The organism is Cognatishimia activa (assembly GCF_017798205.1).
GTDB lineage: Bacteria > Pseudomonadota > Alphaproteobacteria > Rhodobacterales > Rhodobacteraceae > Cognatishimia > Cognatishimia activa_A.
The window spans coordinates 462643-478298 of sequence record NZ_CP060010.1; the positions used below are offsets into that span (position 1 = coordinate 462643).

General features: G+C 53.4%; 12 protein-coding genes. 7 read left to right on the top strand and 5 right to left on the bottom strand.

Going from position 1 to position 15656, the window contains the following annotated elements; translation table 11 throughout:
• Window positions 1-36: 36 nt before the first annotated feature.
• The 6 genes from HZ995_RS02130 to terL all read left to right on the top strand — a co-directional run bounded on the left by HZ995_RS02130 (window position 37) and on the right by terL (window position 9216).
• Window positions 37-1236, top strand: a complete 1200-nt coding sequence (locus HZ995_RS02130) for an ROK family transcriptional regulator (protein WP_209358125.1) — start codon at window positions 37-39, stop codon at window positions 1234-1236.
• 1349 nt (window positions 1237-2585) lie between these two features.
• Window positions 2586-4031 (top strand): primase-helicase family protein, encoded by a 1446-nt coding sequence (locus HZ995_RS02135; RefSeq protein WP_209357045.1) that lies wholly within the window; start codon window positions 2586-2588, stop codon window positions 4029-4031.
• Between the two features lie 874 nt (window positions 4032-4905).
• Window positions 4906-5664: a hypothetical protein gene (locus HZ995_RS02140; RefSeq protein WP_209357046.1), complete on the top strand. Its 759-nt coding sequence runs from the start codon at window positions 4906-4908 to the stop codon at window positions 5662-5664.
• 144 nt (window positions 5665-5808) lie between these two features.
• Window positions 5809-7236 (top strand): site-specific DNA-methyltransferase, encoded by a 1428-nt coding sequence (locus HZ995_RS02145; protein ID WP_245168723.1) that lies wholly within the window; start codon window positions 5809-5811, stop codon window positions 7234-7236.
• Window positions 7233-7727: a DUF5681 domain-containing protein gene (locus HZ995_RS02150; protein ID WP_209357047.1), complete on the top strand. Its 495-nt coding sequence runs from the start codon at window positions 7233-7235 to the stop codon at window positions 7725-7727. The genes HZ995_RS02145 and HZ995_RS02150 overlap by 4 nt, the downstream gene beginning before the upstream one ends.
• Window positions 7717-9216: a phage terminase large subunit gene (gene terL / locus HZ995_RS02155; RefSeq protein ID WP_209357048.1), complete on the top strand. Its 1500-nt coding sequence runs from the start codon at window positions 7717-7719 to the stop codon at window positions 9214-9216. Before HZ995_RS02150 ends, terL begins: the two co-directional genes overlap by 11 nt.
• Before the next feature lie 634 nt (window positions 9217-9850).
• On the opposite strand, the gene HZ995_RS02160 is transcribed toward terL, so the two are convergent.
• Window positions 9851-10549: a DUF2182 domain-containing protein gene (locus HZ995_RS02160; protein WP_209357049.1), complete on the bottom strand. Its 699-nt coding sequence runs from the start codon at window positions 10547-10549 to the stop codon at window positions 9851-9853.
• Window positions 10550-10555: 6 nt separating this feature from the next.
• Window positions 10556-11089, bottom strand: coding sequence for a disulfide bond formation protein B (locus HZ995_RS02165; protein WP_209357050.1), 534 nt, complete (start codon window positions 11087-11089; stop codon window positions 10556-10558).
• A 456-nt stretch (window positions 11090-11545) separates the two neighbouring features.
• Here HZ995_RS02165 and HZ995_RS02170 point away from each other — a divergent pair, with 456 nt between their 5' ends.
• Window positions 11546-11983, top strand: a complete 438-nt coding sequence (locus tag HZ995_RS02170) for a hypothetical protein (protein WP_245168724.1) — start codon at window positions 11546-11548, stop codon at window positions 11981-11983.
• Between the two features lie 5 nt (window positions 11984-11988).
• Here the strand turns inward: HZ995_RS02170 and HZ995_RS02175 are convergent, their stop codons facing one another.
• From HZ995_RS02175 to HZ995_RS02185, 3 genes are all read right to left on the bottom strand, one after another.
• On the bottom strand, window positions 11989-12633 hold the full coding sequence (locus tag HZ995_RS02175; protein ID WP_209357051.1) for a DUF3047 domain-containing protein: 645 nt from the start codon (window positions 12631-12633) through the stop codon (window positions 11989-11991).
• A gap of 100 nt (window positions 12634-12733) precedes the next feature.
• On the bottom strand, window positions 12734-13126 hold the full coding sequence (gene cueR, locus HZ995_RS02180; RefSeq protein WP_209357052.1) for a Cu(I)-responsive transcriptional regulator: 393 nt from the start codon (window positions 13124-13126) through the stop codon (window positions 12734-12736).
• 13 nt (window positions 13127-13139) lie between these two features.
• A complete protein-coding gene (locus HZ995_RS02185) occupies window positions 13140-15650 on the bottom strand; it encodes a heavy metal translocating P-type ATPase (protein ID WP_209357053.1) in 2511 nt (836 codons plus the stop codon).
• Between the last annotated feature and the right edge of the window lie 6 nt (window positions 15651-15656).

Below are 15656 nucleotides of genomic sequence, written 5' to 3' on the forward strand. Positions count from 1 at the left end.
TTTTCTTTTCCAGGGAGGACGTCTATGGTTCGGGCAATGGATGGAAGCAAAGTAAGAGAGATCACGGGAGGCGTGAATCAAAGTGGTGTTCGGGACCATAACGAACGCCTCATCCTCTCTATGCTTCAGCGCCATGGCCCGATGCCAGGAAGCGATGTTGCCCGGCAATCCGGACTGTCACCCCAGACGGTTTCGATCATTCTGAGGAAGCTGGAAAAGGACGGCATTCTCCGCCGCGGCGATCCGGTGCGGGGAAAGGTTGGCAAACCGTCGATCCCGATGGAGCTGAACCCGGATGGGGTCTTTTCGGTTGGGCTGAAAATCGGGCGCAGGAGCGCAGACCTGGTGCTGATGGATTTCTGCGGCGAAGTCCGCAACCAGCTTCACACGACATACGATTACGCGCTACCGGATGCCGTCTTCGGGTTCCTCGAAGCGGGGTTAGAGGAAATCAAATCGGGCTTGACCGCCGCCCAAAAAACACGCCTTTGCGGAATCGGCATCGGGACACCTTTTGAGCTTTGGAAGTGGCATGACCTCGAAGGAATTGCCGCAGAACGGTTTCGCTCGTGGAAAGATGTAGACTTTTCCAAGACTGTCGCTGCGTTCTCCAAGCTGCCAGTGTTTGTCGTCAACGATGCAACCGCCGCTTGCCATGCCGAACACCTCTACGGACGCGGTAAGGAATTCAGGGATTATGCCTACTTCTTCATTGGATCGTTCATCGGGGGTGGTGTCGCCCTGAACGGCACCGTGTTCGAAGGCAATCAGGGGAACGCAGGGGCACTGGGATCGATGCGGACGACTGGGCCCTTGGGTGAAAGCCAGCAACTTATCGACACCGCGTCGCTGCACCTTTTGGAGGCGCGGCTAGTTGAGGCCGGTGTTGATCCTTCAATCCTTTGGAACAAGCCCCAAGACTGGACCGGGATCGAACGGTACGTCGAGCCCTGGATCGGCGAAACCGCACAAGAATTGGCAAAGGCGTCGCTCTCTATATGTTCGGTGATCGACTTCGAAGCGGTTCTGATCGATGGCGCCATGCCAAAAGAAATTCGGGACGAGTTGGTGGCCCGCGTCGAGCGCTACATCGTCAACCAGGACAAACGCGGGCTCATCGCGCCCGAGATAGAGGCCGGTTCAGTTGGCGAAAATTCACGGGCCGTGGGCGCGGCAAGCAATCCGATCTTTCGACAGTTCCTGCTGAACACGAATGCAGGGTTATCCGCAGGTTAGGAGCGTTCGCTGGTGACGACCCCGGCAACCTGGATCAGAAAGCGGACGCAGGCGGGCGGGAACGAAAGGAAACGTGATTGGGCGAAAATGGCCAGTTCCCGCCAGCCGCGCAAAGGTCAGAAAAGTCCCGCAGACTGTGAGTTTGGCCGCCCACCGATTTCACAAACGCAGCGAATGGCAGGTTCGACGGGCCGCACCGCAGCGATCAGAGCCCTCGGCTGACGGCAGGTTTGGGCCGCTCTTCGCCGCTAAATGGCAGCAATGCGCGGTTCGCTCCCGTTCAAGCGTAGTACAGAATCCGTCACATTGGGCTCATTCCGGTCATTCGCTGCCAGAATCACTTCGTTAGCACTTCTTTCCTACGCTCCAACACCACACTAAGGAGTCTAACCATGTTGAAAGAACAAGATGAACTCATGAACATCCTTCTCTAATACGTTCTAAGCTACGGGATTACGGATAGAGCTTCTTCCTTCTTCCCCTATCTCCCATTACTGGTACCTATTAGGATACCCACGTACGAAGGGACCCATAGACAGCGCCTCAGAGAGAGGCCTTCGGAGAGCCCCCAGAGATGGTCACAGAGAGCTCCAGGGAGGCCTCCTAAGGTATGGCTGGGATGTCTGAGTGCCCCTATCGCGAGCTCCCTAGAACAGCCTGTAACCAGCCTGAGAAATGCCCCCGAAAGTGCCCCAGTTTGCTAGGTGCTTGGGTAAAGCCGAAGAATGCTATCGAGAAGCAAGGTATCCTACCACCCCAGCCATCTTCCTTTCTTGAGTGTTTGCTAGGTGCGGTCAGGCCGTAGAGACCCAGAATGCCCCCGAAAATGCCCCTGTTCGGGTGTGGCGGGTATCCCCACCAGAACACCCAGCGCGCCTCACTCACGAGGTAGCAAGGCGTGATCCACTCCGTAGGCCGCTCTGATCCAATCGTCGTGCTTGTTGTCCCGGCGATCCCCCCGCGTGAGGTGGTGTGGGTTGATGCAGGTGCGGTTATGGCACCGATGGCGCACCACGATACTCCACGGTAACGCCACGCCTTCCGCGACACAGTAAATGAACCGATAGGCCTCCAGCTGCACCCCTCGGAACCGTGCTTTGCGCGGCTCCTGAGTGGGTGTGGCGAGCGGCCAATAATCGCTGCTTTTTTCGCCTCATAAGTTACTGTTTTTGAATATCTTTTACAGGCGACCCTTTAGGTGCTCTCTAAAAAGGGTCTGCCACCTGTGAATTTCGAACCATTTTTCGGTTCGGAGCAGCTCCATTCTTCAAGTCCACTCAATCAAAAAACTGCACGGCCTGCATGCACTCCGCATGTGGGTTAGCGAGCTATTATAAGAAAGACATTTAATGCAAAATCATAACATTCAGATCAATGATCGACGGGCCAATGCCGCCATTAACGAAGAAGACGTCCACAGGCTCGCCCGAGCAATGTCGGGCTGGTACGTTCGGATGGATGGCAAGTACTACGACGCCAGTGATCCCAAGAACAAGTATTCTCGGGACGATGTGCAGGCAGCATCGACCTTCCGCTTCCAGGAAGACTTTCCAGAGATCCCACTTTCGGACGAACTCCTTCGAGAGGTCTTCGAGACTGCGCTGACGAAGAAGACCTTCGACCGATCGCTCGCAGTCCCTACTTGGAATGGAAAGGTCCAGTGCCTTCCAGGACAACAGGATCGGTTCAGCTGGAAGCACGGTATGGTGACCATCAACACCTGGACCGAGCCAGCCTACCGGAGCGTTGAAGTTGCTGAGGGTTCCCTCGGGACGATCGGTGACTTCCTCGACTTCATCTTCGACACCGAGCGAGAAAAGGATATCTTCCTGAACTGGCTTGCATGGTGCCTTCAGAATGAGGATCAGAAGCCAACGTGGGGTCCGTTGCTTTACTCGAAAAGCAAAGGTACCGGCAAAAGTACACTGTGCGACATCGCTCGAGCGCTGTTCGGCAAGGGCAACTCCATCCGCCAGAACAACGTCGATAAGCTGACCGGGCAATTCAACCTTCAGGTCTTGCTGTCGAAGTTGGTGATCTCGGAAGAGCTCGACATCCGACCCGGCACTAAGGCAGCAAACGCGCTGAAGACCTTCATGACCGAGACCGATGCGAGTGCCGAGGCTAAGGGACGCGAACTGCAACGGATCGAGCAGTGCTTCGCTGCTATTTTCACCTCCAACCACTTGCCGCTCTGGATCGAAGAAAACGACCGTCGGTATTGGGTTGTTGGGATCGAACATGACGGGCGTGCGGGTGGCGCGAGGGCGGCAGAGTTCGGAGAGCTCGTAGGAAACCTCTACGCCTACCTGGGGCACGATGCCCATCTTGCAGAGGCCTACGCCTATCTGATGCAGCGAGAGCTCCCAGTGGGCTTCTCAGGGAAGGCGTTCAATGTTGCTGAGTTGATGACCCCGGCCATGGAGTTGATCTTCGGCAATGGCGCTCGCACCTCCAACGAGATCCTTCAGGAGTATCTGGACGAGAAGGGACTGAACTGGATCCTTCAGACGCAGCTGAGTGAGTATATCACCGGCGAGTTGCGCGGGAACGTGAATGCGCTCCGGTACCCAATGACTGAGTTGGGCTGGAAGAAAGCTGAAGTGAAGTTCGGTGGTCGAGACTACCGCCGATCTGTCTGGGTGCGTCCAGGGTTCACCGCTGCTGGTGGGAGGTTGATCCATCCCGATGGTAAGAGTGAGCTTCTTATCGACGACGGTGAACGGATCCAAGATCAGATTACGGGTCGCAACCAAGTCTTCGAAGACACCATCTCGGAGGAGGACATTTACTGATGTATCGAGAAAAGAACGAAGCCTGGATGCAGGACGTGCTTGATAACCACTACGAGGAGGCCCTTGCGAGGGCCAACTCACTCCTTGCCGAGGTGGAACAGGATCCAATAACAGGATGTCTCCCCACACCCACTCAGGAGCCGCGCAAAGCACGGTTCCGAGGGGTGCAGCTGGAGGCCTATCGGTTCATTTACTGTGTCGCGGAAGGCGTGGCGTTACCGTGGAGTATCGTGGTGCGCCATCGGTGCCATAACCGCACCTGCATCAACCCACACCACCTCACGCGGGGGGATCGCCGGGACAACAAGCACGACGATTGGATCAGAGCGGCCTACGGAGTGGATCACGCCTTGCTACCTCGTGAGTGAGGCGCGCTGGGTGTTCTGGTGGGGATACCCGCCACACCCGAACAGGGGCATTTTCGGGGGCATTCTGGGTCTCTACGGCCTGACCGCACCTAGCAAACACTCAAGAAAGGAAGATGGCTGTGCATACAGTCTTGAGCTAACTAGTCTCGGCAGAAATTCCCTGCTTTCTGGGAATTCAGCAGGGATTTCTATAAAATGTGCGCTTAATTCTCACATTAGGCGTCATTTCCAAGAACAAATTCAGACATTTAGAAATTAAATTCCCTATTCACCCTAGTAGGGAAATCAGATGTATTTACAGGGAAGACCAAGCTTCTTTTGGCAGAATGCAATTGAAGGAAGTTAGCTTTAGTTAAGTTGACTTTGATTTTGCTTTCGCGCCTTATTTGGGCAATTGATCAGGTATGCGGCCGACGATGCCCGTAAATCAATGAAAGGGCTGAACTCCCAAACGCTTCTGAAGTGCCTTTCGGCAAGATTGAGCAATAGAAATGGTGGTTATCAGAATGAGCAGAAAAGATGCCGAGGGCGAGGATTGTTTGATCGCCGCTGAACAGATTCAACGAAAGCTCATGGCGATCAAGAGGAAGGTAGAAAGAGAGCAAGACGCTACAGTTGGCCCCAACAATCCATTACCAGTCGACGTCTTTTTGGACGCAATGGTCAAGCGAGTGAACGCACCTCGCATTATCTTTCAACCAAAACGTCTGAATGATTTACTTTGGACCGAAAGCCTCCCTGCATATGTTTACGCCTGCATTGAAAGAGCTTTCGTCAAAGCCGGCCTTCTTCCCGGTGGGAAACGAGCAGGTCACAAGGCTGAGTTACAGAAACTGAAAAGATGGGTGCAGCGCCAAAAGAAAAACCCTGATCGAAAGGTTCCGAACCACTTCGTGGAGAACACAGTGCGTTTATTTGCTCCCGGCATCTTAAAAGATCGACGTTCTGAGCGCTTGTCTTTGCTTTGGAAAATAAGAGAGAGAGCGCCAACAAAACTGACTGACTTGAACCAACTCGATGCTTGGATTGATGAAGATCTTTCGAGTAGCCACCTCAGTTCCAAAGGTCGATCAAAGAACCAGCAGAAGATCGCCTTTGCGAACGAAATAGCAAAACTTTGGCAAAGGCTGACAGGGCAACCCGCGGCCAAAGGCCCAAATACCAATTTTGGCAGGTTTGTAGTGGCCTGTTGGGAAAGTGGTTTTGTAGAGATGGAAGTAAACTCGAACTTCAAGAGAACTCTTCGCGACCACGTCGAGCCATAGGATCACCGTTTTTCTCAGAGCACGAATTTGTCACATATTGAGAAGCCTCAATAAAAAACGTGATCGAATCCGGCATTTCGGGACTCTCCTTTGTAGACCCGTAAGCAGCTAAGTCTTGATTCATAACCATTTAGGACTTGGATCGTGACTTCGAAAACCTCGCAAAACAAGACGCCAAAAGGCATACCTCGCAACCTAAGCACTCGGTTACCGGCACCGGAGAAGCTCGAGCTTGTCGAGACAGATAAGCTAAGTCCCAATCCTCGCAACGCGCGCACCCATTCAAAAAAACAGATCAATCAAATCGCAGAAAGCATTCGGGCGTTTGGGTTTACCAATCCAATTCTGATCGATGATGATTGTGTTGTCATCGCCGGGCATGGCCGTTTGCAGGCTGCAAAGAAATTAGAACTTACTCGTGTTCCCGTGATGCGTCTCAGCCATTTGAGTGATGCTGAAAGGCGTGCTTACGTCCTTGCAGACAACAAGATTGCTCTCAACGCTGGTTGGGATAGCGAACTTCTCTCAATCGAGCTCGGCGATCTGGCCGACTTGTTACCAGCGATAGACATCGATCTAGAGATCACCGGCTTTGCCACCGGCGAGATCGACATTCTGTTGTCCGACCACGAGGCCCCTACCCCATCTCAGACCGAAGAAGACAAATTGCCCGAGCCTGCCTCGGTATTGGTCTCTAAACCCGGAGACATATGGCAACTTGGCGAGCACCAAGTTCTATGTGGGGATGCTCGCGACGCAGAAGCAATTTCTGAGTTTTTTGCCGGGCGAAGCGCGAGCTTGGTCATCACGGACCCGCCATACAACGTTCGGATCCAAGGGCACGTTGGTGGAAGGGGCAAAACCAAACACGAAGAGTTCGCTTTTGCATCTGGAGAGATGTCAGATCATGAATTCACAGAGTTTTTGAGCAAGAGCCTTTCTGCCATGCTGCTCCAAGTGGATGACGGTACACTGCTTTACGTATTCATGGACTGGCGCCACATCGAGACTTTGCTTTCAGTCGGCCGAGATCTAGGCCTAAGTCTCAAAAATATCTGCATCTGGAACAAAACCACTCCAGGACAAGGATCATTCTATCGTTCAGCACATGAACTCGTTGCAGTGTTTGCAAAATCAGGAAATGCATGCACCAACAACGTGCAGCTTGGGCGGTACGGTCGTAACCGAAGCAATGTTTGGACCTATCCTGGAGTAAACACGTTCCAAACCGCGGAAGGTGACGATCTTGCGCTACATCCAACGGTTAAGCCCGTCGCAATGATTGCCGAAGCCATCAAGGATGCATCACCCAGAGGGGCTGTCGTATTTGATCCCTTTCTCGGTTCGGGAACGACCTTACTGGCAGCAGACAAGGTAGGCCGTCGATGTTACGGCGTTGAATATGAACCAGAATATATCGATACAGCAATCAGGCGGTGGCAGCTTTTAACAGGCAAAGACGCAATTCTACGCCGTCGTTTGGAAGAGGCTTGCGATCTTTATGCCGCCGAAGAACTGACCTTCGATGAGGTGTCCAGTCGAGCGCCAACTACCGTTGGACAAAACCCATGAGCGAGGACATTCCAGAAAATGAACACTCTGAGCCACAAGATTACAAGGTAGGCTATGGTCGGCCGCCGAAAGCGACACAGTTCAAACCTGGGCAGAGCGGCAATCCAAATGGGCGGAAAGCAAAACACAAAAGCGTTCAAGAACAAATGCGCATGGTGCTTTCCAAGAAAGTTGAAATCTCGGAAGGCGGGAAAACAAAGCGCCTTACCCTTCAAGAGGTCATGCTACGCAACATTGCAAACAAGGCCGCCAAAGGCGACCTCAGAGCCGCAAATTTTGTGCTGGGGCTGCTAAACTCCGACGCAGCTTCAGAAAGCGACACAATCGACCAGAACAAACTCTCAAACGAAGACTTGGCGTTGTTTGAGCAAATGATGGCTGAGTTGAGCCCACCTTTAGATTTGCCAGCACCAAACGAAGGTATTGAACATCCGATCGAAACCTTGAGCGCTGACTTGAACGAGCAAAAGGAAAACCCCAATGACGCATAAGCCGACTTTGAGCGTTGAAATGCAGGACATGATCCGCAAGCACCCTGAGCTGCTTTTGAAACTGAAACTTCGCACACAACTAAAGTGGTTCATCGCAAAGTGCTTTGGCACGCTCAATCCTGGTAGCGATTATCTTCCCAACTGGCACATAGAGGCAATAGCCTGGAAGCTGGAGCAAGTCAGGTTAGGCCATATTAAGCGCCTCATCATCACAATGCCACCGAGGTCAGCAAAGTCGATATCAGCGTCCGTGGCTTTTCCAGCCTACATACATGGACATGATCCGTCTAAGGAGATCATCACAGTCTCCTACGCGCAAAGCCTCGCGTCAAAGCTCCACAACGATTACCGAACAATCTTAACATCGGAATGGTTCAAGGAATTGTTCCCAGATGCGCGGATAGATCCAAAGAAAGAAACTGAGCAGGAAGTACGACTAACACGACGAGGAGTGCGCTTGGCAACGTCTGTAGGCGGCGTGCTCACAGGGCGTGGTGCAGACATAATTATCATCGATGACCCTTTGAAGGCGGACGATGCTCATTCGGAGGCACTGAGGAACAAGGTCAACGAATGGTATAGTTCCGCCTTAGTGTCTCGCATCAATCACAAGACCACCGGGGCAATTGTGATTGTCACTCAGCGCTTGCATGTAGATGACCTCGTTGGGCACGTTACTGAGTTTGATGACAGCTGGACAGTTTTGAATCTACCAGCCATCGCACAAGAAGATCAGCAGATCTCGGTGGGACCAAAGAAGTATCATAAACGCAGCAAAGGTACGCTCTTACATCCCGCCCGTGAAACACAGTCTGTCTTAGACGAACTCAAGCTCAATATTGGCTCCGCCGCATTTGAAGCTCAGTATCAGCAATCGCCCGTTCCACCGGGCGGCCATTTGTTCAAACGAGAATGGCTCAAGTACTATCCGTTTCTGCCAGAAATCACCGACGACGACACCGTTTTCCAAAGCTGGGACACTGCTTCCAAAACCGGACTTCAGAACGATTGGTCAGTTGGTACAACATGGCTGTATAAAAATGGACACTACTATTTAATGGATGTCGTTCGTGACAAGCTGAACTACCCTGACCTAAAAGCTCGCATGATAGCCGCTGTAGAAAAGCACAAACCGTGGCTTATTCTAATCGAAGATACAGGCGTTGGAACAGGCCTGATTGAGGACCTGCGTTCACAAGGTTTTGACGTCATTGACATCTCAGCGACCCAAGCCAAAGAAGCCCGGGCCAACATTCAAACTCCTAAGTTTGAGTCAGGGCGTGTTTGGCTTCCTGAAAAGGCACCTTGGTTGTCAGAGTTAGAGACTGAGCTTCTTGCATTTCCTGCTGGCCGGCACGACGATCAAGTGGACTCAATCGTGCAAGCGCTTGCCTACGATGGCGTCGAAAAGGGCACCGTTACCTACATTAACATAAATCGGCCGAACCGTGATTGGAGGGACCCGTGGTCGTATGGCCGCTGGTATTGAGGCACTCCACTTTGTTCGCCAGTTCGTTTAAACACTGTCCATTTGCAGAAATTGGGAACTTATGAAATCTACAAATTCAAATGCTGAACCTGTTCAAATTTCCCAAAGTTTGTTCTGCTGCCAACAATCGAACATCCGAAGAAGAGGCAAGACGCATTGGAGAAGGAACCAGACTTCAGTGCAATACCACTCGTCAATGGTCTCCTAGGCAACGCTGACGGTTGCGATTGTTATCGTCCATTTACTCAGTTGCCCCAATACCGGCGGTCGCCAAACTAAACTAGGTCCGTATTGGTGCGTACTTGCGCAACATAGAGGAACAATAAACGAAGGTTACTTGAAGAACACGGAAGCAGCCAAAAGCGCACATCAATAACCCGGATGTCTCAGCATTCTAGGTCTCAATGCTAACGGTGGTCTTTTTCACTTGAAAAACGCACCATTCTACGAGGCGAGAGGAGTGTCCCTCCAACCTCCGCCACAAGAGGCTAATTCCTGAATTACAACTTCTGGTGTGGACTTGCAGAGTATGTTCAAGCACTTCAATCCACTATTGAGCTGAAGGTGCAGTTTTAAGATATTTGCACTGCGAAATGCGACGCAAGAATTTGAAATTTGACTGCTTAACCGACCCCTAAAAAGCTGCGACCGTCAAACCCCATAAAACTAGTGAAACGCCCATTGGCTTAGTAAGCCATCGTCCAATACTCTCGAGTTTCTCGAGAGTCATCATGAGCGTTGCGCCTCCCATCCACAGTAGGTCCATTGTTCCGCCGACAAAACCAATAACCATCAATCCCCAACAGCACGCGACGCAATACGCGCCGTGATGAAGCCCCATTTGTAGACCACCGCTGAATCCCGGCCGCCAGTGGGCTATGAATTGTACTATTGGCGAACGACAATGCTTGAGGCAACTTTGTTTCAATGCCGTGAACTGATAGAGTCCAGCGGCAATCAATAGACCAGATGACAGAGCTGTAGAAACAGAAGCGCCCATCGCGTTTAGCAGTCCAATTTCAGCCAATGTGTTCTGTGCAAAAGCGATGATCGCCGCAAACCCAACCCAAACTGCAAAAAAACCAAGCACGACACCCAGTGATCCCGAACGGGACCCATCTGCCGAAGTGATAAGATCCTCGTAAGCTCTCATCGTCGGAACAAAGGTTGGCCCCATCATCGCAGCCATCATTATCGACCACATAAGAAACAAGCTCACAAATTTTGAAGGCATCATCATCGGGCTAGTTGCCATAGAGAACATGACCCACCATGCCCAAAGCACAATGCCGAAGAAAGCCAGCCAGAAGAGTGAACGTAAGTTGAGAACCATGGCGCTTTATGAACCGTCCGCAGCGGTGATTTGCGCGCGACCCGGCCTCATTGCGCGAGCATTTGTAATCCATGCGTGGAACCACAGAGCAGCCAAGAGAGCGCTTAACAGTGCATTCCAACTAGCCATGGAAAGAGTCAAAAACTGCCACACGACTTCATCACACATGACAAGATTGCTTGGTTCGTTGGACGCCCCTGGTAGGAGGTCTGCGATAGCCATGCTCGAAAGATCCACGCCCGACCCTGTGCAAGAACTTGGGCCTTCCCACCAGCCATTTTCAACGCCCGTATGAAAAACGCCAATTGCTGACGTAGTCGCAGTAGAAGCTACGCCAACAGGAACAGATATTACTAGAGGTGCCCCAGCCAAAAGAGCCAACCCTGCTACGATCGCTATCACGTGCGGATAACGCTGCCAGATACACATCGTGCAAGGGGAATAGTCGAGCGCTTGAAAAATGAACGCTCCTCCGAGCAGGAGAGCCGAGCCAAATGCGGCAGTCAGAGCCATGTTCCGAGGGTTGTCAAAAAAAGACATAGGAGGTTCCTTCCAACGTTAGAGCCAGGGCTTAGTCTAGTTTCTGAGTGACTGCCATGTCGGAAAATGTAGTTTTTTGTAACAGTTTCGCAGCAACAAAAATATTCATGATAAGGAATAATACTAACTGTCGCAATCAGTTAGGCTTTGGTCTCAAGTGTACAACATGCCTCGGTCGAGAATCATACGCCCAAGCAGCGGTATTCAAAGCATGACCAATCCCTGATACAAGTCAGAGACATCCGGGTTGGTAGATTGAAAGCTTACTTCTCACTTCACATGTCTGGGTTTCGGTTTCTTCGAAACGTCTTGCTGGTAAGTATCGCAGGACTGATTCCTCCGCTGGCGCTCTTCGTTGTCTTATCACCAGGCCTATCGACCGCATTGGGCCAGGGTGGGCCGGCTCTGCTGAGGTTCTTGCGTCAAGTTCTGACCAATGGCCTCCCGGTTGTGTTCGTGATCAACTACGTCAGTCTTTTTTTATACGCACTATCCATAAATCAGATGCGGGGGCGTGACCTTATTGTGTTTGCCGCAACAGACGTTGTTGCTAGGCTTGCCCTGTTTTTCGGTCTGCATACTTTGGTCTATGTTTTGTCCGCGGACTGGTACGATTCTTTTGGTGGCGACAGACTGATCGCGATTTCAGTCGTGGCACCAACCTTGGCTCGGTCTGCTTATTTCGAGAATGTTTCTGGGGTCTATTTCTATGCAACCTTCGTCAGTGCGATGCCACTGTACGTGACAGCAATCAGACAGTCGAATGTGCTTCGAAAGGCGGTTGAACCCCTACCTTTTGTTGTGGGCCCGTTTTTCCTCGCTGCTGCCATTTTCGTTGCAACAGCATTTTTGATCACCATCCTCGCGGAGGCGATACTTCGTATTCAGGGCTGATTGGGCTAGTTCGTCAGAATAAGGTTGGAAATCGACGCCACGATCTTGCCTTCCGTATCGTCGCTGTCGGCCGAAACCGCAAGCCCGACCAAGGTACCCGGAGAGCCTCCAAACGCTGCTCGATAATCCGCAACCAGATCAACTGTCTCCTGATGCGCGCCAGCGCCGCTTCCCCGTAGAACCTTTGTGCGCAATTGGCTGGAATACGGGCTAAGCAAGATTGCCCCGCGATTGTGTTGGCCACCCCAAACATAGATCAAAGCCCGCGCAGACCCTTCTCGCAGTATGCGACGCGCACTGCCACCTGCCAGCGCTTCGGCGCGATCCGGATCTACAAAGACGAAATAGACCGCCAGATTCCGATCGTCGCCGCCTTTGAACGTAAGGTCAGTCGGGGTAACACCTTCCTGCACACGCCACGCCCAACTCGCCGCCTGTGCAGACCGTTGAGACCGATCTAATGGGCGCCAAAGCAAAGAGACCGTGCCATCAGAGACCACATCCAATTGCCCTCCGCGCTGGAAGTAGTCATTTGAAAAAAGACGTAAAAACCCTTGCTCTTTCCAACTCCCATCAAAGGGAACAATTTCAGCGGCCGCCCCAAGTGAAGGTAGGGCGGCGATTAGCGCGGCAAAAGCTAAGTTTGTCATCTAAAACGTTCCCTAGTAATATTCATCATAACAACTGAATCTTTGAGCAATCATGGCAGCAAGAAGTCGTGCTAGCATCAGTGCCCGACAGCTGCCTGTATCATGATTTGTCGCCCGCCAGATCGCTGAGGATCGGACAGTTCGGGCGGGCGTCGCCATGACAGGATTTGACCAGATGCGAAAGCGTCTCTCGCATTGTTTGAAGCTGCGCGATCTTTTCATCAATGGCGGTCAGGTGTTCCTCGGCGACCGCCTTGACCTGCGCGCTTTCTCGGTTCTCGTCTTCATAGAGTCCGAGAAGATTGCGGCAATCCTCAATCGAGAACCCGAGCGCCCGCGCGCGGCCAAGAAAGGCAAGCTTATGCAGATCGGTTTCCCGAAAGGCCCGATAGCCGTTGCCGCTGCGTTGCGGGCGCACCAGCCCGATATCCTCGTAATAGCGGATAGTCTTTGGTGGTATGCCGGAACGTTCCGCAACTTCTCCGATGTTCATGACGTGAATCCCCCTACTCCGCCGGCTGTGATCGGGCGGTTGTGACTGCCGGTTCGATCGGTCGCTTCTCGTTCATGGCAGGTTTGATGCCGCGCAAACGCAGCGCGTTGGTCAAGACGGATACTGATGAAAGCGCCATCGCCCCTGCCGCAAGAACCGGTGACAGAAGCAGGCCAAACACCGGGTAGAGCACACCAGCGGCTACCGGAATCAAGGCGACGTTATACCCGAAAGCCCAAACGAGGTTCTGCCGGATGTTCTCCATCGTCCGCCTGGACACCTCGACCGCATTCACGACGCCGCGCAGGTCGCCTGACATCAGAACCACATCAGCGGACTCAATGGCCACATCCGTCCCGGTCCCGATGGCGATGCCCACATCAGCATGCGCCAGCGCCGGTGCGTCGTTGATCCCGTCCCCGACAAACGCAACCCTTTGCCCCCCTGCCCTCAATTCATCCAAGGCAGCGACTTTGCCGTCCGGCAACACACCGGCGATCACATGGTCGATCCCGGTCTCGCGCGCGATGGCCTCCGCGGTCTCCTGCTTGTCCCCGGTGATCATCGCGACCTTGAAACCGCGATCATGCAAGGCAGAGACTGCCGCGCGGCTGGCGGATTTCACCGGGTCGGCGACGGCAATTAGGGCGGCAAGTTTGCCGTCAACCGCGGCGTAGAGCGCGGTGCGACCGCGATTGGCAAGGTCTTTTTCCATCTCAATGAGAGCCCCGATATCAACATTCTCGCGGGTCATGTAACGATCCGCGCCGACCATCACTTCCTGCTCTTCCACCATGGCCGCAACGCCATAGCCCGTCACAGATCGAAACCCGGAGGCGGGCGGGACTGCGATGCCCTCGCTCCGAGCGCCACGGACAATTGCTTCTGCAATTGGGTGCTCGGATTGATCTTCCACCGCTGCAATCAACGCAAGAACGGTTGCACGGTCGAAGCCTTCGGCCATCACGACATCGGTTAAGGTCGGCTTTCCTTCTGTAACCGTGCCGGTTTTGTCGAGTGCCACAACATCGACGTTAGATAGCTCCTGCAGCGCATCCCCTTTGCGAAAGAGCACCCCCATCTCGGCGGCACGGCCCGTTCCGACCATGATCGAGGTGGGCGTCGCCAGCCCCATAGCGCAGGGGCATGCAATGATCAGTACAGATACCCCTGCCACCAACGCGAAGGTCAAAGCGGGATCCGGACCAACGATGAGCCAGACAGCAACAGTAAGTGCGGCAAGAAACATGACTGCGGGCACAAACCAAAGCGTCACGCGGTCCACCAGGCCCTGGATCGGCAGCTTAGCACCCTGCGCCTCTTCAACCATGCGGATGATTTGGGCCAGTGTCGTGTCAGATCCCACACGTCCAGCTTTGAAGGTCAGGCTGCCGGTGCCATTGACCGTGCCACCGGTCACGACCGCGCCGGCGGCTTTTGAGACCGGCACGGGTTCTCCGGTGATCATGCTTTCGTCAACATTGCTGCTGCCATCGATCACGTCGCCGTCGACCGGGATCCGTTCGCCCGGGCGCACTAGAATGGTATCTCCGACCGCAAGAGCATCAACGTCTACCTCGACAGTCACACCATCCTTCAATACGTTCGCAGTTCTCACCTGAAGCCCAAGCAATGCCTGAATCGCCGCGCCGGTGCGCCCCTTGGCGCGTGCCTCAAGCCAGCGACCTATCAAGATCAGAACAACAATGACCGCTGCAGCCTCAAAATAGACCGCGCGCACGCCATCTGGCAGGAGGCCCGGCATAAACGTAGCGACCACAGAGTAACTCCACGCTGCCCCCGTTCCAACTGCCACGAGGCTGTTCATGTCGGGTGCGCCGCGCAGCAGCGCCGAGATGCCTTTCGTGAAGAAGTGCCGCCCCGGGGCAAACAGTACGAAGGACGCAAGAACAAACTGGATGATCCAGGACGCCTGTGTTCCGATGCTGTTTTCCACTGCCATATGAAAGGCCGGGATGAGATGCGATCCCATTTCGAGCACAAAAACCGGCAGGGTCATGACAGCTGCTACGATGACGTTGCGACGCAGCGCCTCGGATTCCTCTGCCTTGCGCTCTGCGCGCGACTGACTGGTATTTTCCTCAGAGACTTCGGCCGGATAGCCGATCGCTGCACTTGCTGCCATCAGGTCCGCAGGCGTCGCTGCACCTTCAAGATATTCAACCACCGCGGTTTCAGCCGCGAGGTTCACGGTGACAAAAAAAACTCCCGGAACATCTGCAAGCGCCTTGTCGACCCTTCCAACACAGGACGCACAAGACATTGACGCAATGCTCAGGGTGATCCGCGCTTTTCGCGCTGGGTACCCCAATTCTTCGAGCGCCTGAGCTGCGTCCTGTAAGCGAACAGGTTCATTAACAGATATATGAGCCGACTCGGATGCGAGGTTGACCGAGACGCCACTAACTCCATCCAGCGCTGCCAAAGTCTTTTCCACACGACCGACGCAAGACGCACAGGACATACCTTCGATTTTCAAAGTCTTTTGCATGGTATGCGGCATAACGGT

What these genes read in the sequence shown, in the direction of transcription:
- HZ995_RS02130 (WP_209358125.1), top strand. Translation starts at nt 37, where the DNA reads ATGGATGGAAGCAAAGTAAGAGAGATCACGGGAGGCGTGAATCAAAGT.
- HZ995_RS02135 (WP_209357045.1), top strand. Translation starts at nt 2,586, where the DNA reads ATGCAAAATCATAACATTCAGATCAATGATCGACGGGCCAATGCCGCC.
- HZ995_RS02140 (WP_209357046.1), top strand. Translation starts at nt 4,906, where the DNA reads ATGAGCAGAAAAGATGCCGAGGGCGAGGATTGTTTGATCGCCGCTGAA.
- HZ995_RS02150 (WP_209357047.1), top strand. Translation starts at nt 7,233, where the DNA reads ATGAGCGAGGACATTCCAGAAAATGAACACTCTGAGCCACAAGATTAC.
- terL (WP_209357048.1), top strand. Translation starts at nt 7,717, where the DNA reads ATGACGCATAAGCCGACTTTGAGCGTTGAAATGCAGGACATGATCCGC.
- HZ995_RS02160 (WP_209357049.1), bottom strand. Translation starts at nt 10,549, where the DNA reads ATGGTTCTCAACTTACGTTCACTCTTCTGGCTGGCTTTCTTCGGCATT.
- HZ995_RS02165 (WP_209357050.1), bottom strand. Translation starts at nt 11,089, where the DNA reads ATGTCTTTTTTTGACAACCCTCGGAACATGGCTCTGACTGCCGCATTT.
- HZ995_RS02175 (WP_209357051.1), bottom strand. Translation starts at nt 12,633, where the DNA reads ATGACAAACTTAGCTTTTGCCGCGCTAATCGCCGCCCTACCTTCACTT.
- cueR (WP_209357052.1), bottom strand. Translation starts at nt 13,126, where the DNA reads ATGAACATCGGAGAAGTTGCGGAACGTTCCGGCATACCACCAAAGACT.
- HZ995_RS02185 (WP_209357053.1), bottom strand. Translation starts at nt 15,650, where the DNA reads ATGCCGCATACCATGCAAAAGACTTTGAAAATCGAAGGTATGTCCTGT.